Source organism: Roseobacter sp. OBYS 0001 (assembly GCF_019654895.1).
Classification (GTDB): Bacteria; Pseudomonadota; Alphaproteobacteria; order Rhodobacterales; family Rhodobacteraceae; genus Roseobacter; species Roseobacter litoralis.
This window is the reverse complement of record NZ_BPES01000001.1, coordinates 1,065,378-1,088,890: the sequence shown is the minus strand read 5'-3', so window position 1 is coordinate 1,088,890 and position 23,513 is coordinate 1,065,378. Positions and strand designations below refer to the sequence as shown.

Annotated in this window: 20 protein-coding genes; 6 read left to right on the top strand and 14 right to left on the bottom strand. The window is 58.0% G+C overall.

Annotated features, from left to right (window positions below; all coding sequences use genetic code 11):
• Position 1: 1 nt before the first annotated feature.
• The 8 genes from K5Q35_RS05250 to K5Q35_RS05215 all read right to left on the bottom strand — a co-directional run bounded on the left by K5Q35_RS05250 (position 2) and on the right by K5Q35_RS05215 (position 8,199).
• Complete coding sequence (locus tag K5Q35_RS05250) at positions 2-739, bottom strand: BtpA/SgcQ family protein (RefSeq protein WP_220798692.1); 738 nt, start codon at positions 737-739, stop codon at positions 2-4.
• 175 nt (positions 740-914) lie between these two features.
• Positions 915-1,703 (bottom strand): DUF2182 domain-containing protein, encoded by a 789-nt coding sequence (locus K5Q35_RS05245; protein ID WP_220798691.1) that lies wholly within the window; start codon positions 1,701-1,703, stop codon positions 915-917.
• Positions 1,700-2,053, bottom strand: a complete 354-nt coding sequence (locus tag K5Q35_RS05240; protein WP_220798690.1) for a 2Fe-2S iron-sulfur cluster-binding protein — start codon at positions 2,051-2,053, stop codon at positions 1,700-1,702. Before K5Q35_RS05240 ends, K5Q35_RS05245 begins: the two co-directional genes overlap by 4 nt.
• Positions 2,054-2,113: 60 nt before the next feature.
• Positions 2,114-3,478, bottom strand: a complete 1,365-nt coding sequence (locus K5Q35_RS05235; RefSeq protein WP_013961992.1) for a selenium-binding family protein — start codon at positions 3,476-3,478, stop codon at positions 2,114-2,116.
• Positions 3,479-3,490: 12 nt separating this feature from the next.
• Positions 3,491-4,315, bottom strand: a complete 825-nt coding sequence (locus K5Q35_RS05230) for an IclR family transcriptional regulator (protein ID WP_220798689.1) — start codon at positions 4,313-4,315, stop codon at positions 3,491-3,493.
• Positions 4,316-4,608: 293 nt separating this feature from the next.
• Complete coding sequence (locus tag K5Q35_RS05225; RefSeq protein ID WP_220798688.1) at positions 4,609-5,649, bottom strand: substrate-binding domain-containing protein; 1,041 nt, start codon at positions 5,647-5,649, stop codon at positions 4,609-4,611.
• A 25-nt stretch (positions 5,650-5,674) separates the two neighbouring features.
• Positions 5,675-6,685: an ABC transporter permease gene (locus K5Q35_RS05220; RefSeq protein WP_220798687.1), complete on the bottom strand. Its 1,011-nt coding sequence runs from the start codon at positions 6,683-6,685 to the stop codon at positions 5,675-5,677.
• Positions 6,682-8,199 (bottom strand): sugar ABC transporter ATP-binding protein, encoded by a 1,518-nt coding sequence (locus tag K5Q35_RS05215; protein WP_220798686.1) that lies wholly within the window; start codon positions 8,197-8,199, stop codon positions 6,682-6,684. The genes K5Q35_RS05220 and K5Q35_RS05215 overlap by 4 nt, the downstream gene beginning before the upstream one ends.
• A 132-nt stretch (positions 8,200-8,331) precedes the next feature.
• Here K5Q35_RS05215 and mtnK point away from each other — a divergent pair, with 132 nt between their 5' ends.
• From mtnK to K5Q35_RS05200, 3 genes are read left to right on the top strand one after another with little or no spacing between them, the layout of a single operon-like run.
• Positions 8,332-9,591, top strand: a complete 1,260-nt coding sequence (gene mtnK / locus K5Q35_RS05210) for an S-methyl-5-thioribose kinase (RefSeq protein WP_220798685.1) — start codon at positions 8,332-8,334, stop codon at positions 9,589-9,591.
• Positions 9,588-10,691, top strand: coding sequence for an S-methyl-5-thioribose-1-phosphate isomerase (mtnA, locus tag K5Q35_RS05205; protein ID WP_220798684.1), 1,104 nt, complete (start codon positions 9,588-9,590; stop codon positions 10,689-10,691). Before mtnK ends, mtnA begins: the two co-directional genes overlap by 4 nt.
• 3 nt (positions 10,692-10,694) lie before the next feature.
• Positions 10,695-11,708: a sugar-binding transcriptional regulator gene (locus tag K5Q35_RS05200; protein WP_220798683.1), complete on the top strand. Its 1,014-nt coding sequence runs from the start codon at positions 10,695-10,697 to the stop codon at positions 11,706-11,708.
• A gap of 347 nt (positions 11,709-12,055) precedes the next feature.
• Here the strand turns inward: K5Q35_RS05200 and K5Q35_RS05195 are convergent, their stop codons facing one another.
• From K5Q35_RS05195 to K5Q35_RS05170, 6 genes are all read right to left on the bottom strand, one after another.
• Positions 12,056-13,009, bottom strand: coding sequence for an ABC transporter ATP-binding protein (locus K5Q35_RS05195; protein WP_220798682.1), 954 nt, complete (start codon positions 13,007-13,009; stop codon positions 12,056-12,058).
• On the bottom strand, positions 13,006-13,956 hold the full coding sequence (locus K5Q35_RS05190; protein WP_013961983.1) for an ABC transporter ATP-binding protein: 951 nt from the start codon (positions 13,954-13,956) through the stop codon (positions 13,006-13,008). Before K5Q35_RS05190 ends, K5Q35_RS05195 begins: the two co-directional genes overlap by 4 nt.
• 2 nt (positions 13,957-13,958) lie before the next feature.
• The gene (locus K5Q35_RS05185) at positions 13,959-14,843 is read right to left on the bottom strand and encodes an ABC transporter permease (protein WP_013961982.1); all 885 of its coding nucleotides are present in this window, start codon (positions 14,841-14,843) and stop codon (positions 13,959-13,961) included.
• Complete coding sequence (locus tag K5Q35_RS05180; RefSeq protein ID WP_220798681.1) at positions 14,840-15,769, bottom strand: ABC transporter permease; 930 nt, start codon at positions 15,767-15,769, stop codon at positions 14,840-14,842. Before K5Q35_RS05180 ends, K5Q35_RS05185 begins: the two co-directional genes overlap by 4 nt.
• Before the next feature lie 68 nt (positions 15,770-15,837).
• Entirely contained in the window at positions 15,838-17,415 is a 1,578-nt protein-coding gene (locus K5Q35_RS05175) for an ABC transporter substrate-binding protein (protein WP_220798680.1), read from the bottom strand.
• 33 nt (positions 17,416-17,448) lie between these two features.
• Positions 17,449-18,345, bottom strand: a complete 897-nt coding sequence (locus tag K5Q35_RS05170) for a MurR/RpiR family transcriptional regulator (RefSeq protein WP_013961979.1) — start codon at positions 18,343-18,345, stop codon at positions 17,449-17,451.
• A 151-nt stretch (positions 18,346-18,496) separates the two neighbouring features.
• Between K5Q35_RS05170 and K5Q35_RS05165 the strand changes: the two genes are divergently transcribed.
• The 3 genes from K5Q35_RS05165 to K5Q35_RS05155 all read left to right on the top strand — a co-directional run bounded on the left by K5Q35_RS05165 (position 18,497) and on the right by K5Q35_RS05155 (position 22,486).
• Positions 18,497-19,636 (top strand): FAD-binding oxidoreductase, encoded by a 1,140-nt coding sequence (locus K5Q35_RS05165; protein WP_220798679.1) that lies wholly within the window; start codon positions 18,497-18,499, stop codon positions 19,634-19,636.
• A gap of 285 nt (positions 19,637-19,921) precedes the next feature.
• Positions 19,922-20,788, top strand: a complete 867-nt coding sequence (locus K5Q35_RS05160; protein WP_220798678.1) for a DUF302 domain-containing protein — start codon at positions 19,922-19,924, stop codon at positions 20,786-20,788.
• Positions 20,789-20,908: 120 nt separating this feature from the next.
• A complete protein-coding gene (locus K5Q35_RS05155; RefSeq protein WP_220798677.1) occupies positions 20,909-22,486 on the top strand; it encodes an arylsulfatase in 1,578 nt (525 codons plus the stop codon).
• Positions 22,487-23,513: the final 1,027 nt, after the last annotated feature.

The window sequence follows — 23,513 nt, the reverse complement described above, 5'->3', positions numbered from 1 at the left end:
CTTATTTCGATGTGAGGTCCATGAGGTGCTTGAGGCGGTCAGGGTCGATATTGTAAAAATCCCCGTCGAAGTTGATGCCTGTCGCCACCATGAAAAGATCAACCGCGTCTGCGTATTGCGCGGCGTTCTCAGGTGTGATTCCGGAGGCAAGGCCAAGGGCCGTGTCCCCGCAGTGTTCGCGAAAAATCCCAATTTTGCCGACGTCGGCCGCATGGCCCGTGGCCACGCCGGATGTGACAACGACATCCATGTACCCCGTCGCGATGCGCGCGCTTTTGGCGTAATCTGCCGGGTCGACCTCGCGTTGTTTCTTGAAGGCGGTTCCGCCAATATAAAGACCATTCCACCCGCTTTGCTTGCGGATGTTGGCGATCTCGTCGGCCTCGGGCTGGTCGTCTTCGGCGCGGCGCTCGTCAATGCGGGCATCATCGGCCCAGTAGCCGTCAACCTGACACCCTTCTGCCTGAAGCGCGCCCAGAATGGTGAACGCAAATTTACCCGTCACGGCCAGAAAATTGATGCCTATCCAGATGTCAGGGAACGCCTGCCGCATCTCCCTGATGATCGGAACCAGCTTTTCCTTTTCAAAATCGTGATTGATCAGAAAAACACCGGGACAGCCGCCCGCGATTGCCGTCTCGATATTCCTGCGCGTCTGATCGGAATCAATCACATGAATGACAGGCAAAATGACCGGGCCTGAGGTGCCAAATCTTTTTCGGAAGTCTTGCCGGTTCATGTCTATCCTCAATCTCGTGTGTTTCGCTGAGGCTATCATTGGCTTGATGATTTATAAAATTTATTGTTTTTATTCTGTCATATGATTTTGAAATAATGGATTGCGGGTTGATGGCGGTGGTGTGGCATGCGGTTGAACAGCCGGATGCTGCATCGTGCGCATCTATATTGCGGGGTTAAACAGCAGCCAGCAGCACCGCCCAGAGCAACGCGCCGACACTCAAAACCAGTGAGAGTTCTTTTGATCGCGCGGCCATCAAAAGGACCATCAGACCGGTCAAGACCAGCATACCCACGACATTCATCAGGCCGATGACAAACATGATCAGCATCAGCGGCCCGCAGCAGGGCAGGCAGCGCCGCCCCAGCGCCAAACCTGCGCGAAAGCTGGTCAAGCCCTCGGCATCGTTGTCGGTCTGTTTCGCCGCAAAAACGTAGCTGCCAAAATAGAGGCAAGCGATCCCCAGCAGGATCGCGACGCTCAGGCCGTCATGGCGCAAGAGCGCATGCGCGCTCAGCTGGTCCGCATTTTGCAAGGCCCACTGAACGCCCACGGCCACGGCGCAAAACGGCAGCCATGCCACGACATAGCCCGCAACTCCCGAACATCTGTGCGGATGGCTCGCCGAGGGGCCGCGCACAAGAAGAACCGGCACCATCATGGCACAGATCATGCCCAGCCACATGGCTGCCGCCTTGAGGACATCATGAACGCCCCAGTTACCGGTGCTGGCAGCGCAGAAGGAAAGCGCGGTTTCAAAAGCAAATGGGTCGCCAAACAACTGTGCCTTGATATGGGCGAAAACCGCCATCCCCGGACCGGCCTGCGCGAGCGATCCGGGCGTGTCCAGCGTCAGCACCTGCGCCAGTGCATAGATCCAGCCAAGTGCGATCAGAGCAAAGATCAGCCTCTCCGACCGGCGCCCGGCATGAATGCCGATGGGGATGTCTGGCAGCGTTGTCATTCTGTGTTTGCGCGGGCCAATTGACTGGCTGCCGCAGCACTGGCGAATGGGTTTTGATAGAGCGTTGTATGGCTTTCAACACCGACGTCAAACACGCAATCCGCCGTCGGGCGCGCCACACAAAGCAGCACATAACCCGCCTCTGACTGACGTTTGTTCAGCGCGGTGCCTTTTGGTTGGCGCACAGAGCCAGAGATCATCCGTGCAGCACAGGTGATACAGCCGCCGTACCGGCAGGCGATAGGCAGCACATGGCCTGCGGCCTCCACAACGTCGATGATCGCCTCGTCTTCGCCCACCTCAAAAGACAGGTTATCGCGGTTTCGCAATGTTACCTTGTGTTTTCGCATGAGCCCCCCCGCTGAGACCCCGGCCCAAAGTGTCAGGCCGGGGCAGGTGTCATCGCTGGGTCAGACCCAGATGTCAGATGAGCAATCACCGCCGGGATAGCGCGTTTCATGCGCGCGGGCAGGGCCGTGCGGCTCGTCATTGAAATCGACGATGAAGTCGTCGCGGATCGTCATGCCGCCATTTTCATTGTCGCAATCCACAATCAGCATGATCCCGCCCTTGTCTTTCATCGAGGGGTAGAACTGGTTGTCCCATGTCGAGAACAGCGAGGTGGTGACATAGAGCCGTTTGCCATCCAGCGACAACTGGATCATCTGCGGCGCGCCATCCACGGTGCGTCCGTTGACCTCGGGTGCCTTGCCCAAAAGCCCGCCGATCCAGACTTGACCGGTCAGTTTGGGGTTGGCCGGATCAGAGATGTCATATTGCCTCAAATCCCCGTGCAGCCAGTTGGAGAAGTAGAGGTATTTATCATCCATCGACACCAGAATATCGGTGATCAGGCTGGGCATCGGGACGGGGAAACCTTCGACATCCACGGTGGGCACGTCGATGATCTTGTTGATCTCGATCTTGCCGTTGTCCTTGTGATAATGAAAGATATTCGAAGCCAGCGCCGCGCCGACAAAGCCATGGGTGCTGTCGGGATTGTGATGAAAACGCGCCTCCAGCGGGATCATGCCTTCGGGCCCCAGATCAATGCTCTGCTCGACCTTGCGGTTCTCGAAGTCCCAGAAATGGACGTGCTGGCCGTAATTGCCACGGGCCACATCCTCAAGGTCAAACCCCGGCATGAAGGTGTTGGGTGAGCCCCATTCGGTCGAAATCATCATGTTGTGGCGCGGTTGATACCAGAAATCATAGTTGTATTTCATGTCACCCAGATCGTTTTCCCAACGTCCGATGATGTTGAATTCCTTGTCCAGATGCAGGAAGCCACCCGGTCCGTTGCCATCGGCATCGCCCAGCATCGACACGATGATATCCGCGCCAAGACAATGCACCGTGTGGGGTGCAGACAGGTTGGTCTTGGCCTTGATCTCCTCGCCATCAATCGTCTTGAACAGCGTTGGTTTGCGCGGGTCGGTTGCGGTGTCTACGATGTAGAAATTCGTCGTGCGCACGCCCGGAATGATCAGATATTTCCGCTCCATGCTGCCGTCGGTGTTGCAGGACGAACAGGCGTTCCAACCCATGTGGTGAAGCTCATCACCGATCACGGGCATTTCCGTGCGGTGAATGACCTCGCCGTAGGTCGGGCTGTCTTCGTCCACATCAATGGTGGCAAGGTAGTCGGGTTTCTCGATCCCCGTACCGGTGTAAATGCAAATCGTATAGACGACCTTTTCGCGTGGTGCCTTTATGGCGTCTTCTGGTGATGCATAGCCGGGGCCTGCACAGCAGCTTCCGTTTGTCTCTGTCATGGTCTCGCTCCCTTAGTGGTGGTTTGGCAGTTGTTTTGCCTTCTGTTGTGGTTCTGTTGGTCTTGGCATGTCTGCACTCTCACCCTGCGACACAGCACATAGCTGGATCGCGGCACCGAGTTTTGCAGAAATAGCGATGAGGTCTTCGCCCAACCTCTTGCGGTATTGCTTTGTGAAGCGGCGCACGGGGCCGACAGCGCCCACGCTGAATGTCGTGCCAATCTTGCCCACGAGCACGGGGGCCGCGACGCTGGAAACACCGATGTCGATTTCCTCGTGGCATTCAGCATAGCCTTGCTGCACAATTCTGGCGAACTCCGTTTCGAGCTGTGCCCGCGTTGTTTTTGTGTGCGGCGTGTAAGCGTTAAACATACCCGAGAGTATGTTTTCCTGAAAGCTCTCCTTGGCAAAGGCGGCAATCGCCTTGGAGCAGGAGCAGGCATGCATCGGGCGGACGCCAAACCCGGGATGGATGAAACCGCGTGTGGAGTTGCTCGGGGTCTCGACGTGGATGATTTCAACATCGCTGCTGCGCAACCGTGCAAGAAACACGCTGTCTTCAAGGTTCAACGCAGCTTCACGCAGCACAGGCGCGCACACACGCCGGACGTCGATGTCAGATTGCCCAAGCAATGCGATCCCGATCAAACGTTCACCGATCACATAGCGCGAAGACCCCTCCGGATCGTCGATCAACCTGTTTTCAGCGAGGGTCTGCAATAGCCGATAGCACGTTGGCCTTGGCAATCCAGTCGCTTTCTGCACCTCAACCGCCGTGAGGCCACGGCCTGCCATCGCGATGAGTTCAAGAATTGTAACAAGGCGGTCCAGATGCAATTTTGTCTCGTATTCTGTGATTCTGTCTCATTATACGAACATTCCTGAGCGTATGGATACATTTTTCAACTGGCCACGGATTTGGGCGGTATCAGGCTATCAAGAATGCCGCCAGCACAAGCACCCAACGTGGGAACAATGCGTGCTACCAAGCATATTATATACAGTAATGTCAGAGGTTTAGATTCGGATGACAATGATCCGGTTGTGCGCAGGGCTTTGCCGATTTGGCGGGCGCGCTTTTGTCTTGTAAGTCTCCCGGCCCCAAGGTGATGGGGCCGGGAGGATCAGCTTTACCGCGCGGGCAGGGGCATCCAGTCGGACATCGCCACATCTGCGTGCTGGAACTGGGGCATCTTCACGCCCAGATCTTCCATATTGCGGATGTTGTTGTCGTTCAGGAAAGACTGCGTGATCAGGGTCGGCGGCACGATGACCGAAGCGCCGGGATCTTCGCCCACCAGCATCAGGGCCAGCGCGCGCACTGAAACTTCGCCGACCACGGCAGGGTTCGTGGCCACGGTGGCTTTCCACGCGCTGTCGGCTTCGCGCATCAGGGCAATGTCGGCCGTTGAGATATCGGCAGAATAGATGGACATGTTCGTGCTGACGCCCAATTCGTCCGCGGCAATCTTAACGCCTTTTGCGAACTCGTTGTAAGGTGCAAAAAAGACCGAAATACCGGGGTTGGCCTGAAGCGCCGCGCGCGCCTGATTGGCGTTGGCATTGGCAATCGGGTTGTCGAGCGTGCCGATGCGTGCGGCCTCGGTAATGCCGGAATTTGCGGCCTTCACCTCTTCCCAGGCGACGTGACGACGATCAAGCGGCGCGATTCCCGGCACATAGACGTAGCCTGCGGAGAAGCTGTCGCCATTGTCCTTGATCGCCTGTTCCAGCGCCAGTTTGCCCAGCAGGTAATCGGATTGCTCAATCTGCGGAATGGCATCGTTTTCGACATTCACGTCAAAGGCAACCACCTTGATGCCAGCATCCACAGCCCGCTGTGCCGCCTCGCGCATGGATTCCGTCAACCCGTGCTGGATGATGATGCCGTCCACACCAAGGGCGATGGCTTGTTCCACCATATCGGCCTGAAGCGCAGCGTCCTGACGGCTGTCGAGCACGCGCAGATTGACGCCAAGGGCGGCGGCCTGCGTTTCGACACCGGACAGATAGGCCTGAAAGAAATCCCCCGTGGAGAGATAGCGCACAAGTGCGATTGTAACGTCCTCTGGATTGTCCAGAGGGGCAGGGGCGTCCTGCGCCCCGGCGACGCCCGCGCCAAGCGCGAGACCTGCCACGCTTGCAAGGGCCATGAAGTGACGTTTCAGCATATATAGTCCTCCCTATTGCTGATGATCAATGCCCCGTGCCGGTGCGGCGCGAGGATAGGTAAAATGTGAACACAAGGGCTGCGACCAGAACGGCGCCCTTGACGAAATCCTGCGTGTAATAGGGCGCGTTCATCATCGTCATGCCCTGCAGCAAGATGCCGACAAAGAGCGCGCCCATGGCGGTGCCAAAAGCGTTCGGCCGCGCGGCGCCCAGCACGGCAAACCCGATCAGTGCTGCTGCAACACTGTCCAGCAACAGGTTGTTTCCACTGGCGATATCCCCGCGCCCCAGCCGCGCGGCCAACAGGATTCCGCCGACAGAGGCCGTGACGCCGGATATCATATAGGCGATGACCTTATACCGGTTGACGGGCGTGCCTACGAGGCTGGCGGCGCGCGCGTTCGAGCCAATGGCATACATCAGCCGTCCGTGACGGGTAAATCCGAGGAACAGCCAGATCAGAACTGCGATCACCACGAAAATCACCACAGGCATGGGCAACAGGCGTTCGATGATCACATCAAAGCGGTGACGACCCAGCCAGAGGAAAGCGGCGGAAAAAGTGCCCTCCGCCACGGTGCCGCCTGACAGCGTCATACCGGTTGAGATTGAATTGCCCTGCGTCGGGATGCGTTGCAGACCGATGAGCAAAAACATCATGCCCAGCGTCGCCAACAGATCCGGCACGCGGAACTTTACGATCAGCAGCCCGTTTATCAAACCCACGAGCGCGCCCATGACGAGACACAGTGCCACCGCAACGATCGCGGGATGTTCGAGGATCACCATGGAATAGGCCGACAGCATCAGCGCCGATGTGGCCACAGCACCGATTGACAGATCAAACCCGCCCACAACCAGCGTGCAGGTCACGCCAAGCGCAAGGATGCCCGTGATGGCAACCGATTGCAGCACAAAGGCCGCCGACAAGGGGCCAAAAAACCCCGGTGCGGCGAGGCTGAAATAGACGATCAGCCCGACAAGAAGGATCAAAAAGCCATACCGAATGGCAAAGTCGAGAATGCGGTCGTTCATGCGGATATGCCTGTTGCCTTTGATGTTGTTCCTGTGACGTCTGCGATCAGCGCGGCAAGGTCGACATCCTTGTTCACATGTTCGCCAACAAGGGTGCCCTCGCTCATCACGAGAATACGGTCGGCGATCTCCAGCGCTTCGTCGATCTCGGCGAGGAACACCAGTGTCGCGCGCCCTTTCGCCGTGCTGCGGATATGCCGCCCGATGTCGCGCCGCGCGCCGATATCCACGCCCTGAAACGGCTCATCCAGCAAGAGCACCTTCGCAGGTTCCAGCAGCCAACGCGCGATCATGACCTTTTGCTGGTTGCCGCCCGACAGGGTGCCAATGCCGTCATTTGCCGATTGGCAGACAATGCCCAATTGATCCACCATGTGATCGGTGCGGTTTCGCTGTGCGCGCGATTTCAGGAAGGGTCCGGCGCTCAGACCCCGCAGAAAGGGCAGGGTCATATTATCGGCGATGTCAAAGGCAGGGATCACCGCATTACTGCTGCGATCCTTGGGCGACATGAACACGCCCTGTGCCACCGCATCCTCAACGGAACGGGGGGTGTAGGTGTCTCCATTTATGCGGATCTGGCCCTGCGCGGGGTGTGCGATGCCAAAAAGGATATCGGCCAATCGGCTTTTGCCGCTGCCCAGAAGGCCCACGAGTGCGACGACTTCCCCGTCCCGCACGGTCAGATTGAAAGGGTCTGTCCCTTCAGAAAGGCAAAGATCGGACACGTCCAGCACCGGCGCGGTCCCGGTTTGAACGGTGACATCCACATCCGTCATGCGGTGCCCCAGCATGGCGGTGACGGCGGCGTTGTAATCAAGCGGCGCGCTTTCAAAAAGCCCGGAAATCGCGCCGTCCCGCATCACCACAATCCGGTCCGCAATGCGTCGGATATCGGACATGCGGTGCGAGATATACAGGATCGCGACACCTTGGGCGCGCAGCCGATCAATCAGATCAAAGAGCCGCTCGGCCTCCGAGGCGGAAAGCGAGGATGTCGGCTCGTCCAGGATCAGCACTTTGGGCGCGCGCGCCATGGCCCGGGCGATGGCGATCATCTGGCGGTCGGCAACCGACAGATCCGACACCCGTGCGCGCAGATCGACATGAATGCCCATGGCGGCAGCGACTTTGGCGGCCTCGGCGCGCAGGTGGCGTTCGCGGACGAAAAACCCGTGGCCGCGTTCGACCAAACGGTCCAGCATAAGGTTGTTGGCCACGTCCAGATCGGGAATGACGCCGTCATTGATGGATTGGTGCACGGTCACCACCCCCTTGCGGATGGCGTCTGCCTCGTCCACAGGATCAAAAGGCGTTCCGGTCAGGGTCACCGTGCCACCATCCGCGGGGTGATGGCCGCAAATCACCTTGACCAGCGTGGATTTCCCGGCGCCATTCGCCCCCATCAGAACCGTCACGGACCCCGGTGACAGGGTCAGGTCAATGCCGCGTAAGACGTTATTTTTGCCGAACGATTTTTGCAGACCGTTCACGTTGAGCGCGTCGCCAGCCACTCACTTCCTCCCCTTGGTGGCCTGACGATAGGCAGGGTGAAATACTTTTGTCAAACAGTTTGACATAAGTATAAATCGCCAAGTATGTCATTGAGGCAAAGCGCTGCTTTGAGCATGAGAGGGAGGCTAGGCATGAATTCAAACACGTCGTATGAGGCCCTGAGCGTCGATACGCTGCCGCAGCGGTTGAAAGATGTGCCTGCGCTTGTGCAACACGTCGGACCGGATGCGTCGGGATGGCACGTGCAGGAGGTCGGGGACGGCAATCTCAACCTCGTCTTCATCGTGAGTGGATCGGTCGGCAAGGTCATCGTCAAACAGGCTTTGCCTTATGTGCGCCTCGTGGGGGACAGTTGGCCCTTGCCGCTTTACCGCGCGTTTTATGAGTATCACGCGCTGACCCGTCAGGCTGCGCGCGATCCCGGCGCGGTGCCGGAGATTTACCATTTTGACGAAGCGCAGGCGCTGATCGTGATGGCGTTCCTCGCGCCTCATGTGATCTTGCGCCGCAAACTGATCGCCGGGGAAAAGGTCGCAGGGCTGGCCGATTTTCTGGGCCGGTTCTGCGCGCGGACGGCCTTTCGTGGGTCCGAGCTTTCGATGCCAAGCCCCGACAAGAAAGCGGATGTGGCGCTTTTTGCAGGTAACGTCGAAATCCCCGCGATCACCGAGGCGCTGGTTTTCACCGACCCTTACTTTGATGCGGAGATGAACAGCCACACCGATGGATTAGGGCCTGTCATTGCCCAATTGCGCGGGGATGCGGCGCTGAAAATCAAGGTGCAGAAGATGCTGCAACGCTTTGTGTCTAATACGGAAACCATGGTGCACGGCGATCTGCATTCCGGCTCCATCATGTCGACGGAGAGCGACAGCAGGGTGATTGACCCGGAATTCGTTCAATATGGCCCGATGGGTTTTGACATCGGCATGCTCTGTGCGAACTTCCTGATGGCCTATTTCAGCCAGCCTGCGCATCGCGGTGCGGATCTGTCTGGGTATCAGGAGTGGATACTGCAGGTCATCGCAGACACCGCGCGCAGCTTTGAGGCAGAGTTTCGCCATCTGTGGGCAACCGAGCGGACGGGCATCCTGTACCCGGCGTCCCTGTTCGAGGATCAGGGCCACGACAGCGCTGCCGCCTGCGATGCGGTTCTGGCCGGGATTTGGCATGATGCATGGGCGGTCTGCGGGATCGAGATGCACCGGCGGTGTCTGTCCCTCGCGCACAACGCGGATTTCGAAGAGATCGCGGATGTCGCTCTGCGCGCGCGGCTTGAGGCGCGAAACCTGAGCATGGGCGCGGAATTGATCCACACCTCCGACACAATTGCGGATGCGCAGGCGGTTTGCGCGCTCGCGCGGAATTTTAACCGAAAGGACGTTCTATGAAGATCGACGGCACGCACTACCGATCCTTATGGTGGAACAGCGAAAACAACGTTCTGGAGATCATCGACCAACGCTGGTTGCCGCATGAATTTCGCGTCATCCCCGTGGCGGCGATGCAGGATTTTGCCGATGCCATCTATGAGATGCGGGTGCGCGGTGCGCCCTTGATCGGGGCCACGGCGGCCTATGGTATGGCATTGGCGATGGCCGAGGATGCATCGGACGCAAATATGGATGCGGCCTGGACCTTTCTGGAAAAAACCCGCCCGACTGCGATCAACCTGCGGTGGGCGCTGGATCGGTGCCGCGCGGCATTGCGCCCCTTGCCGGAAGCTGACCGCGCCGCTGCTGCCCTGACGCTGGCCCATGAGATCGCTGACGAGGACGTGGAGATCAACCGCCGCATCGGCGAGAATGGTCTGGCGCTGATCCGCGAAATCGCGGCGCGCAAACCGGCGGGCGAACCTGTCCGATTGCTTACGCATTGCAACGCCGGGTGGCTGGCGACCGTCGATTGGGGCACCGCGACCAGCCCGATGTATCACGCACAGGACGCGGGCATCCCGCTGCACGTCTGGGTGGATGAGACGCGCCCGCGCAATCAGGGTGCCCTGACCGCGTGGGAGTTGGGCAAGCACGGCGTGCCCCACACCTATATTACTGACAATGCGGGCGGGCATCTGATGCAGCACGGCATGGTCGATATGGTCATCACCGGAACCGACCGCACGACGCGGCGCGGTGATGTGTGCAACAAGATCGGCACGTACCTCAAGGCGTTGGCCGCGCATGATAATGGCGTGCCGTTCTACGTCGCACTGCCATCCCCGACCATTGACTGGACGGTGAGCGATGGCGTGGCTGAAATCCCCATCGAGGAACGTGATGCGCGAGAAGTCACCCATGTGCAGGGGCTGACCGACGGTGGTGGGTTTGGCACCGTGCAGGTCACGCCGACGGGGACGCAAGGGGGCAACCCGGCCTTTGATGTGACGCCGAACCGACTGGTTACGGGTCTGATCACCGAACGCGGGGTTTGCGATGCCTCTGAGGCCGGGTTGTCCGACCTGTTTCCCGACTTTGCGAAGGCGGCAGAATAGAACGTGTCGCTGCCGGCAGGGTCCACGGGCAAGGCCAAAAGTGCCGCACCTGATCTGGCGCGGTTCCCCGCGCGCGATGACGCGCTTTATGTTGAGGCCGCGTGGCTTTATTACCACGACGGGTTGAACCAGAACGAGATTGCGGCGCGCATGCGGATCAGCCGTGCGTCGGTGGTGAACTACCTCAATGAGGTGCGCGCGCGGGACTGGGTCCGGGTGCATCTGGATAGTGACGTATTTCGGGGGCATCGCTTGGCGGCGCAACTCTGCGCCAAATACGGGCTGGCCGAGGCTTTGGTGGTGCCTGAGGGCTCGCCCGATCACGACGCGGCTGCCGCGAGCGTCGCGCGGGTGACACGGGCTGCTGCGGATTGGTTGCCCCGCTTGCTGGAACCGGGCGACAGCTTGGGCGTGTCCTGGGGCGCAACCGTCTATCAAATGGCCCAGCAGGTCCCTTACACGCCAGTGCCGGATCTGACGGTGATCCAGCTGTTGGGGTCGCGCCCCGCCGCACTCGGTTTCGAGGCGGAGGCCTGTACGTCGATGCTGGCGCATCGTCTGGATGGGCAGTGCATAAACCTGCATGTGCCACTGGTGCTGTCGAGCAAAAAACTGCGCGATGCGCTCTGCGAGGAACCGGTGGTGCGTGACCAGCTTGGGGCATTGGCGACCTGCAACAAGACCGTCTTGGCCTGTGGCACCTGCGACGCGGATGCCCATGTCGTGCGCAGCGGCATCCTGAGCGCGGAGAGTATCGCCAGATATCGCGAAAAAGGGGCGGCGGGCGTGATTTGCGGCCGCCTGATTGATGCCGAGGGGCGGCCCATGGTCGCCGATGTCGAAGAGCGGATGATCGGCGTCTCGCTGAACCAGATGCGGGGTAAAGATATGGCGCTTCTGGTTGCTGCCGGGTCCGGGCGCGCGGGACCAGCGCAGGCCGCGATCAAGGGGGGATTCGTGACCCATCTTGCGACCAGCACGCGGGTTGCAAAAGAGCTGCTGGCAATGAGTGCGTAGCGCCTGCAAGCCTACGTCCAGATACGATCAGGACCGTGCCGAGCGTTGATGGACGTCAGCCCTGATCGTATAAGCACCCTTGCGAGCTTCAAGAGCATGCGCCACATCGGGCCAATGTCAGTGCCCCGAGCAATCGCGCGTCGCGAAAGGGGTGATGGGCACGGGTGTGATGTCGCGCGTAATGCTGTGATCGCAATTCAGCAGTGTGCTGGCCAATTGTGCGGAGTTCCACATGCGGCTGGACCATCCGATACAAAAAGTAATTGATACCAGTCGGGTGCATGCTGAGCGCATAGCTTTTGGTCGAAGTTTCTGCGGACAGAAGATGAAAGGCCACTGGCTTGTCTCTACAATGGATTGTGGCAGGCCACCGCATGGCCGCCGCGTGCAGACAGGACAGGTGTCTCACTGGTGCAAATGGCCGTCGCATGCGGACAGCGATCGACAAAGGCGCAACCGGGTGGCAGATCAAACGGGCTGGGAACCTCACCTTCCAAAGGGGTAATGACACGGCGCTGGTTGGGGGTCGGGGCAAAGGTGCTGTCCATCAGCGTCTTGGTATAGGGGTGGCGCGCTGGCTGATCCGTATCAGGCAAGGCTTCGACGACGCGGCCCAGATACATCACCATGATTTCGTCGCAGAAATATCGCACAAGGCTCAGGTCGTGGCTGATGAACAGATAGGTCAGCCCAAGATCATCACGCAGTTGTTCCAGAAGGCTGATAATTTGCGCTTGCACAGATACATCCAGCGATGCAGTCGGTTCATCCAGAACCAGCAACGATGGGCGAAGCGCCAAGGCGCGTGCAATCCCGACCCGTTGCTTTTGACCACCCGAAATCTGATGCGGGAAACTCCCGGCAAGTCCAGCATTCATCCCGACCATTTCCAGCAATTCCGCAATGACGCTTTCGCGCGTCCCGGCATGTTCGCGCCCCTGAACATCGAACGGCTCCATCACGGCGCGGGCCACGGTATAGCGTGGATCAATCGCGGAGTAGGGGTCTTGAAACACCATCTGCATGTCAGCACGCAGCTTGCGCATTTCGGCGGATGTTTTTGCCAACAGATCATCCCCGTCAAACCTCAGCGTTCCTGAACTCGGTTCGATCAGCCGCAGAATAAGACGCGCCAGCGTGGACTTGCCACAGCCGCTCTCACCGACAACGCCGATCACGCGCCCCTTGGGAAGATCAAAAGACACATCGTTGACCGCGTGCATCGCGCGTGCCTTGCGGAACGGGCCGCCAGGGCTTGTGAAAACCTTGGACAGGTTGCGCACTTCAAGAAGGTTGCTCATGTGGCGGCCCCCGCAAAATGGCAGGCAGCAGCGCCACCACCCTGGGCGACAAAGGCTGGCCTGTCGATGGTGCAAACATCCTGCGCGCGTTCACACCGTGGATGAAACGGACAGCCCTTGGGGTAGTTCAATACGGTGGGAACCGTGCCGGGGATCCCGGTCAGATGCTCGTCGGCACCAAGCCCCCTCGGGATGCAGCCGATCAGCGCCTGTGTGTAGGGATGTTGTGGCGCATCAAAAATCGCGTTGACAGGCCCGTGTTCAATTACGCGGCCAGCATACATCACCACGACCTTGTCGCAGCTCTGGGCAACGACGCTCATGTCATGGGTGATCAGCACCAGCGCCAGATCGCGGTCCTTGACCAGATCATCCAGCAATCGAATGATCTGCGCCTGCACGGTCACGTCGAGCGCCGTGGTCGGCTCATCAGCGACCAGAACATCAGGATCGGCGGCCAGTGCCATGGCGATGACGATCCGCTGTTTCATGCCGCCAGACATCTGGTGCGGATAGCGGTTACAAATCAGCGCCGGTTCGGGAATACGCAACGTGCCCAGAATTTCGACGGTGCGCGCGCGGGCCTGTGTGGCCGTCATGCCCAGATGCAAAACGGCGACTGCATCAACCTGCGGGCCGATCTTTTGCAACGGGTCCAGTGACGTCATCGGGTTCTGGGTAATCAGGCCAATGCGCCCGCCGCGCAGTTTGCGATACGCAGGCTCCGCCAGTTGTGTGAGTTCCTGACCGTCGAAAACGATCGATCCCGCAGTGATCCGCCCCCCCGACAAGGGCAGCAGGCCCATCACGCTCATCGCGGTAAGGGATTTGCCTGATCCGCTTTCGCCCACGATGCCAAGCGTTTCTCCCTTGGCCAGTGAAAAGCTGACACCTGACAAGGGGGCGACAGGACCGAACGCCACTTCGAGATCGCGAACCTCCAGCATGCTCATGTCCCTCTGATCCGGTCGCGGATATTCAAGGCGCGGATCAATTCATCCCCGAACAGGTTCACTGCAATGACCGTGACGGCGACGACGACACCGGGAAAGATGATGACCCAGGGCGACAGGAACAGCTGCGCGGTGCCGCTGGACATCATCGCGCCCCAGCTTGGGGTTGGCGGCTGCGCGCCAAGGCCGAAGAAGCCCAGCGTCGCCTCCAGCACGATGCCGTCGCCGATGGCCAGCATACCAACGACGATGACAGGGGCGATGGCGTTGGGCAGCAGATGTCGAAGCAGGATATGGTGCGGTTTTGCCCCAAGGTTGATGGTCGCCTCAATGAACGTTTCGCGCTTGAGCCGGACAATCTGCGCCCGCGTGAGCCGGGTGAACTGCGCCAGATATGCAATGGCGATGGCGAAGGTGGTCGAAGTCAGGCCGGGACCGATGATGGCGACAAAGATCAAGGCAATCAGAATGTCGGGGAAAGACCACGTGAGATCGACCACGGTCATGACCGCGCGTTCGAATAATCCGCCGAAATATCCTGCTGCGGCACCCAATGTCATGCCTGCAGTGATTGAAATGGCAATCGCCGTGGCACTGACCGACAGCGACGTGCGCGCGCCGTAGATGACCCGGCTCAGAACATCGCGGCCGAACTGATCGGTGCCCAGCAGATGCGGCCACCCGGGAGGCGCGTTGCCGTTCGTCAAATCCTGAGCGGCATAGTCAAACGGCGTAATCCAAGGCGCAAAGATCGCCGTCAGAACCAGAAGAACCAAGAATCCGCCGGCAATTTTGCCAAGCCACGACCCGAAGGCGCGCCCCACGGAGGTATTGCCGAAACCGGCCATCATGCGGGCAGCGGTGCCTGTCATACTTGTCATTTTTTTGCCTCTCGGATGCGGGGGTCCATCGCGGCTTGCGCCACATCACCGATCAGCGTTCCCAGCATCACGGCAAGGGCGAGCATCAGCAAACACCCCTGAACAACAGGATAATCACGCTGCCCCAAAGCGCGGATCAGCAACGATCCGAGCCCGGGGCGGCCAAAGACGAATTCGACGGTAACGGCGCCACCCAGTATCCACCCGATCCGCAGGGCCAGGATTGTAACAACCGGCAGCATCGCATGTGGCATCAGGTGGCGGAACAGAATGGTGCGCGATGACAGACCCTTCGCATGCAGAAGCATGACAAAGTCCTCGCGGCGCACATCCAACAGGGCCACGCGTGTCACGCGGGCCACGAGCGCAACGCCCCCAAAGCCGATCGTCAGAACCGGTAGGACCAGCGATTCCCAGCTGCGCGCACCCGATACGGGGAACCACTGCAATTGCACAGCAAAGAACAGGATCATCAACAGCGCCAGCCAGAAACCCGGCACGGTTGAACCCAGCAGGATGAACCCCCGCACAATCTGTTCGACAATCGCTGACCGGGTCGTGGCGGAGATCGTACCGAGGATGATGCCTACCGTGCTCGAAAATATGAACGCGAGCGCACCTAGTTGCAGGCTATAAGGCAGGTTCTGCCCGATCAGATCGGCGACGGGGCGGCGCAGCACGATGGCCTCTCCGAAGTCGCCCTGAAACATGGCACCGACCCATCGAAAGTACTGGACAAACAAGGGCTGATCCAACCCGTATTTGACGACCAGCGCCGCGCGGTCTTCCGGCGAGGATCCAACGCGGATCAGGTTGTCTATCGGGTCACCGGGCAGCAAGTGAACGATCATGAAGATCACAACCGAGATCGAGATCGATACCGGGATCAGCATCAATGCACGAAGGAAAATGTATCGCAGCAGCATGTCAAACGTCTCCGGTTGCGCGGTGGTTGCCCACCCCCAGCGCGGGGATGGGCGATGTCGCTGGACGTTTATTCGACGACAGTCATGTCCTGCACTGTCTGCGAGCGAAACCGCGTGCCGCGCACAGGGTCAGGGACGTTCACACGGTCCGAATTATAGGCGATGTTCTGTGTCGGCTGATAGATCGGCACGAACAGATGCTGCGACAGGACGTATTCATGGTAGGCCGTGAAATTGGCGATCCGTTGGTCGGAATTCAGGCTTTCTTTCATCGCAACGTCATTCAGGCGCTGGCCTTCGACGTCACTCCACATGGACACATTCGGATAGCCCAGACGTTCACCCGAAAAGAACCAATCCAGAATGTCGGAATTGTTCCAGTCGTACCCGCGCACGGCGAGCTGGTGGCGGTTTTCCTTGTATTCGTCACGAATGGTCGAACTGTCGAACACGGTGATCACCGCCTCCATGCCGATCTCGGCCAGTTGTGCCTGCACCACTTGGGTCAAGGCTGTGAATTCTGTGCCGTTCTGGGTGAACAGCTTCACGGACAATGGCTCCCCGTCTTTCGTACGCACACCGCCATCGTCCATGATCCAACCGGCTTCATCCAGAAGCGCCATTGCGCGGTCAGGATCGTAGCTCACGTTCAGGGCCGGATCGACCTGCGCCTCGGGCAGTGACGAAATCAGAAAGTTATGCGCAGGTGCCCCGACACCATTATAGATGGATGCAACAATGGCTTCCTGATTGATCGCAAGTCCCGTCGCTTGCCGCACGAGGATATCATCAAAGGGTGGTGCGGTAACGTTAATTGGCATGTAGTTGATGCCGGTGCCGGGCATTTGTATGACCGCAATGTTGGCTTCAACCGCCAGAATTTGCAGGAAATCCGTCGGAACACCCAACAAAAGATCAATGCCGCCTGTCTTCAGTTCCAGAAAAGCAGTTGATTGATCAGGGACTTCGCGAAACGTGATTTGCGCTATATGCGCAGGGCCTTGGTTTTCGGACAGGTTCGATGCCCATGCGTAGTCGTCATTGCGCGTCAGCACCGTTTGCAGACCGATCGTAAAGCTCTCCATCCTGAAAGGTCCGGTCCCAACCGCGCCTGTCACACCAAAATCATCGCCCAATTCGTCAAACGCAGCCTGTCCCGGAATGCCCATAAATGACGACGACAGGTTGAACAGAAAGTTTGGCTCGGGACGAGACATGACGAATTTCACCGTCAGCTCATCAATCACTTCGACGGAGGCGACAGCGCCCACAAGATAGGCGTTTTCGGTGTCCGCGAAATCCGGAATCCAATCCGCGACGGATTGCGCGTTGAACGCAGTCCCGTCATGGAATGTCACGCCGTCCTTGAGCTGGAAGGTCCATGACAAACCGTCAGCGGCTTCTTCCCATGAGGTTGCCAGATGGGGATGATAGGACTGGTCTGCATCCTGCTCGACCAAGCGGTCGTAGATCAGCGATGTCGCCGAATTGAGGTTGCTTGACGTCACTGGATTATACGATGTGGCCCCCAGTTCATCCGCGGAAAAAGCGATGATGATATCTTGCGCCATTGCGGCGTTTGCAAAGAAACTGGCGGCGAGAATTGCCGTTCCTGACAGAAGTCTCGTCTTTGTCGCATAGCGCATCGGTTTCGTCCTCTAATGTGAAAATGGATCGTTTCAGCTTCGTTTCTTCGTCTCCGTCTTTCGGGTTGGGGCGCTGCCCACATGACCTGTGAATTGACCGTAGAGGACCGAAATCCGGTTCATTCGGTCTTCGACTTCGGGGCCCAACTCCATGAACACGCCGCCAACAAGCAGGTTGGCGAGGCTGGCCATCTGGGCGGTGGATTCCCAAAACAGGTTGAATTCCGTGGGGACCACGAACATCTCGGTCGCAACGTCCCGGCCCCAGTCGCAATAAGGATCGGTGATCAATGTGACGGGAATTCCAGCGGCCTTTGCCGCAACCGCCAAATCGCGCGCCAGACGGGAATACCGCCGCGCTTCAAATATCACGAGGGCTGCATCCGTCTCGTCGCGCGCCAGTACCTGCGCAAAATTACCACCGGCAAGGTCCAGAAGTTCGACACCGTCGCGCAGGTATTGCAGTTGATTGACGAAAATCTGCGCCATGCCGCGTTCCGTCTGGAACCCTGTGGCAAACACGGCTTTAGCCGTTGCCAGACGTTTCACGACAGCGGCCCATTCATCGGTGTGAGCCAGTTCGTAAACCGACACCAGCGCCGCCATCTCAAGCTCCAGTCCGCGGACAAGCTGATCTTCGCCCGCACGGTTTCGCGCCTGCAAATCCCGCAACCGGTCGCCGATAAGCCACGGCTGGTCACCCATGTCCTGACGCAAATGCGCCTTGAGGTCCTTGAAACTTCTGTATCCCAGCGTCCGGCAAAACCGCCCCACGGTCGGCTCGCTCACCGCGACCTTTTCCGCAAGGCTGGCGGCTGTCTCAAAAGGGAGCGTTGCAATCTGTGCCAACATGTAACCTGCCAACGTACGGTCGGCCTTGGATGCAGATTGGCTTGCCTCTGAAAGGCGCGTTCGCAATGGATCTGTCACGTGACTCTCCCGGTCGCAGATAATGAATTTTGTAAGAAAACTTTCATTATGTCAAATCTTTAATGTAAACTTGCAAGTGTCCCCGGTTCGGCGTTGTGTGGTGGGACCAAGCGGCGCATCGCGCGCAGCAGTGCACAAAAGGCGTCACGCGATGGTTTATGATTTTATCGTGATGGGGGCCGGGATGGCGGGCGTATCCGCCGCCTACGAGCTTTCACAAAGCGCCAGCGTCTTGATCATCGAAGCAGAAAGGCAGCCCGGTTATCATAGCAGCGGGCGATCAGCGGCCTTGTTCACCCGTAACTACGGCACAGCACTTGTGCGCAAGATCAATGCGCTCAGCGAACCGTTTTTCCAAACTCCGCCCGAAGGCTTTGCCGACGGCCCACTGCTGCGGCCGCGCGGGGCGCTGGCGGTTGCAGGGGCGAACCATGGCGACAAGATTGATGCTGTTCTTGCAGCCGCGACACCGGACCATCCGGTTCATCAAGTCACGTCGCGCGAAGCTGTGAAAATGGTTCCATTCCTGCGTCTTGAATACATCGCTCGCGCGGCGTTCGAACCCGGCGTCAGTGACATCGAAGTTTCGACATTGCTCTGGGCCTATCTGAAGGGCTTCAAGCGTCGCGGTGGTCAGATCAAAACCGGAGAACCGGTAACAGCCCTCAACCAAATTGCCAAAAATTGGGCAGTCACGACCTGCAGGGAAACCTATTACGCCAAGACGATTATCAATGCATGTGGCGCATGGGCCGATGAAGTCGGGACGCTGGCCGGGGCTGCACGCATCGGGCTGGTCGCCAAGCGGCGCACGGCGATCATCGTTGATGCCACGCCGGGATATGATGTTGCTGCCTTGCCTTGCGTCGATTTTGCCGAGAATGACGCCTACATCAAGCCCGATGCAGGCAAACTGATGGTGTCCCCGGGAGATGCGACTGCGACACCGCCGCAAGATGCGCAACCTGACGAGATGGATGTCGCTATGCTGACGGACTGGCTGGAACGTCAGACACTGATTCCCGTGCGACGTATCGCGCACAGTTGGGCGGGGCTGCGTTCTTTCGTGCCCGACGAAAACCCTGTTGTCGGCTTTGACCCGTTGGTGCCCCGATTTATTTGGCACGCCGGACAGGGCGGTTATGGCATCATGATGGCGCCAGCACTGGCAAGGGCCGTCGCATCGCTCGCACAGGACGCGAGGTTGCCCAGTGATTTTCAGGCGTACCATGTGACGTCTGATGACCTTGGACCGGTACGGTTGGCGGTCCAGCCTGACAGTACGATTTAGCATCATTGGCAACTTGCGATATACATGTGTGATGGTCAGGACAGGGCAAGAACCAGCGCCATAAGTAGAAATTGGGTGCTGCACGCGCTGCTGAGCCCCTCAATCTGGTGCTCGCACAGCTTGCATTTTCTGAACCCTGGTGGTTACTGAGCCAGCAATGGCGAAGGAAACACTGGAATGATCACCTGCCGTTCTTTCGTCCTGGTGGTGGTGATGTGCAAAATCTGTGCGCTGTGATCGCGTTGCTTGCGGTCCGGAAACAAGCATGAAGTGGATGGGAAACACATGGGGCAAGTTTGGCGTTCAATGATGCTGGTGGCGACCGTGATGTGGGCGGGTGTGGCCGCCCGCGCCGATGACGTTCAGCAGGCCGCAGTCGATCAGTCCTTCGAGGCGGTGAAAACCGCCGCTGCTGCCGCAGGGCTGACAGAGGTCATTCAGATTGATCACGCAAGGTTGGCTGCCGCCGAGGGCGTAACAATGCCACCCGCCCGGGTTCAACTGTTTTCCGATCCTGCTCTCAATGCGGTCGTCTTGGCGGACAACATCCGAGCAGGTCTGGATTTGCCATTCCGTGTATTGTCTTTTGATGACCGGGGAACGTCTGCTTTGTCCTATACGTCGTCTGCGTTTCTGGCGCAGCGTCATGGCTTAACCACGGCCTCCGCCCTTGTTGATTTCGACGACAGGCTGAATGATGTTCTATCGCAATTGACAGTGACGTCGCCACAAGCAGTCACAACAAAGGGCGTCGAGCCTGATTTTGCGGTCCTTGAGATCAAATCCAAGTATGGGGTCGATGTATCTGTCGAACGCCTCAAGCAAGCGGTCACCGCGCAATCGGATACAATCTGGTTTGGTGATATCGACTTTCAGGCAGAAGCAGCAAGCCACAATGTCTCTTTGAGGCCTGCGAGGTTGCTTTTGTTTGGCGGTCCAGCACCGGGGGGTGTGGCGATGGCAGAATTCCCGGCCATCGGTTTGGACGCATTTTGCCAGAAACTGTTGGTTTATGAAGGCGAGGATGGAAACGCCGTTTTGATATTCAACGACATAGCGGCACTCGCGCGACTTCACTATGGCCGCTCGATAGAGCCTCATGACCTGCTCAACCAAAGACTGTTCGCGACCTTTCGCGGTGCTGTGGAGTGAGGCCCGGCAGGGTTTATCCGCTGACCCAACAAAGTTAACAACGCTTTAACCTAAAGTTTCTAAATCTTGAAAAACTCTGAACGTACGCATGGAGTTGAAACGTCTGCAAAGGAGATACTGTTGCAAATTCCTTCAAGAACAGCCGGCCCACTGATTGGTGCATTGGTGACAACGATCGTCGGGATGTCTGCGGCCATAGCGCAGGAAGACCGCCCGAACATCCTCGTGATCATGGCCGACGACGTTGGATGGGCGAGCCTTGGCAGCTATCATCAGGGTATCAAGAGCATTGAAACGCCCAACCTCGACCAATTGGCAAGCGACGGCATGCGCCTGACCGACTATTATGCGGAGCCCTCCTGCACGGCCGGACGGTCTGCCTTTTTGACAGGTCAGTTTCCGGTGCGTGTCGGAATGCACACTGTCGGATTGCCCGGCGACCCAGTTGGATTGAGCGATGAGGATCCGACGATTGCCGATATGCTGAAGTCCTTGGGATATACCACAGGGCAGTTTGGCAAAAACCACCTTGGCGATCAGAACCAGTTCCTGCCCACCACAAAGGGTTTCGACGAATACTGGGGATGGCTCTATCATCTGAACGCGATGGAATACGCGTCAGACCCCGACTGGCCGGATGATCCTGAGTTCGAGGCGGAATTCGGACCGCGCAATATCATTCATTCCTATGCAATTGACGAAGCCGATGAAACCGTTGATCCGCGTTGGGGTCCTGTTGGCAAACAGCGTATCGTGGATGATGGTCCCGCCCCGCCGGAACGGCAAAAAACTCTGGACAACGAAGTCACGGCAAAGACGATTGATTTCATTGATCGCGCCGTGGAAGGAGACACACCGTTCTTTGTCTGGATGGCGCCGGCGCGTGCGCATGTCTGGACGCATTTGAGCCCCGAATACGAGGCTATGCTTGGCAACGGCCGCGGCTTGCAGGACGTTGTTATGAAAGAGCTTGACGACAATGTCGGCAAAGTTCTGGCGCGTCTGGACGAACTGGGGCAACGCGACAACACGATTGTTGTTTTCACATCAGACAATGGCCCTGAGACGATGACGTGGCCGGACGGTGGCACGACGCCATTTCGTGGTGAGAAAGGGACGACCTGGGAAGGTGGCTTCCGCGTGCCCGCGATCATCAGATGGCCGGGCAAAGTGCCCGAAGGTCGGGTTGGAAACGGTATTTTCTCAGGAATGGACTGGATGCCGACGCTTGTCGCGGCTGCCGGTGGGCCTGACAATCTGCCCGAAGAACTCCTGACGGGTTTCGAGGGTTACAGGGTGCATCTGGATGGGTACAATCAGCTCTCCTACCTGACCGGTGGCGAAGAGAGCAACCGTGATGAAATCATATATTATGAAGGCACCAACCTGCAGGCCATTCGATACAAAGACTGGAAAGCGCATTTCGTGGTTCAGCATCATGGATGGGGAGGGCCGAAAGACGAGATGAACGCGCCCTTGCTGATTAACCTGCGCCGCGATCCATATGAAAAAGCATTTGATGAGTCGGGGATGTATGTAAACTGGATGGGCAAAAAGATGTGGGCCTTTGGGCCTGCTGCGCGGCTGGTTCAAAGACACCTGAAGAGCTTTGAGGAATTTCCGCCACGTGGGTCTGTTGTGGCCAACCAAGCCGCTGTTGAAAAACAAATCTCCAGCGAAGGCGGTATGTCGCAATAAGCCTACATTCGAAAAAGCAGGCTGGTCGCGCAAAATCTGTGGGGCCAGTTTCGCCTGATGCATCGAAATGCCGGGCGGTAATTTTGTACCGAAAACGGTCGCCAGCCTTTTTCTCGGTGCGTGATACAAAGGCAATTTCATATTCGACTGCGCGTGTTCGTGCTGCTTGCGGCAGTGTTTGAACATCAAGCCCTCTGGCGACATATGTGCGCCAATCAGCGAAAAGGGCTTTTGGACTGATGTTGGTAAAAATGTCAGAGGGTATCCTGCTCTTTGAAGGGCAGCTCAAACAATCAGCCTAGTCAGGAAAGCGTTCTACCGAGTCGCGCACCCTCATCGAAGACTGGCCCAGTTGCAGGGAAAGGAATGCCGCAGGGACGACAACGAAGCGCACCCGGAAAGCGCAATCGAAAACAACCCGTTGATCTTGCTGACGAAACGCTCGAATGATGGGGAAAAAGCGACCAAGTGCCTGCGCAATCATGCTTAAAACGCCAGAAACCGTTGCATGACCAAGTCACGTCAACCGGTCGTATGCTTCGCCTCGAAGTGCAGTATTTGCGCCCCGGTCGTTGGCGAAACGCCCTTCTATGCCGAAACGTCGCGGCAAGGCTTGGTCGATCATCGCCGCGAAATACCCAGTGGTTTGTGCCTATCTAAAACACAGGCTAGTTCCTCGCGAAGCGGGCACTCAGGTGCTTTAACTTCGGGGAATTATTTCCATTCGGTTATCAACGGATCTTTTATGAATCTGATATTAACAGACAAATATATTTTTCCATTCACATTTACCGTCAAAGAGGCCGTCAAACGAGACAGCTTTTGAAATCATTGGATTTTTCGTCTTGTTCTCGAGCACGCCACGTTCTGGAACTATTGGTAAGCAACACGAGTCATCGAGTTGCGAGAGTGAAGTGCAACATGAACTGAAGTTGCCAACAAAATAACTGGCCAAAGGACAAACTGGGCGACGGAAAACGATACGCCAACTGAAATGAGACTTTAATTCAGCCCGATTGATCGTTGT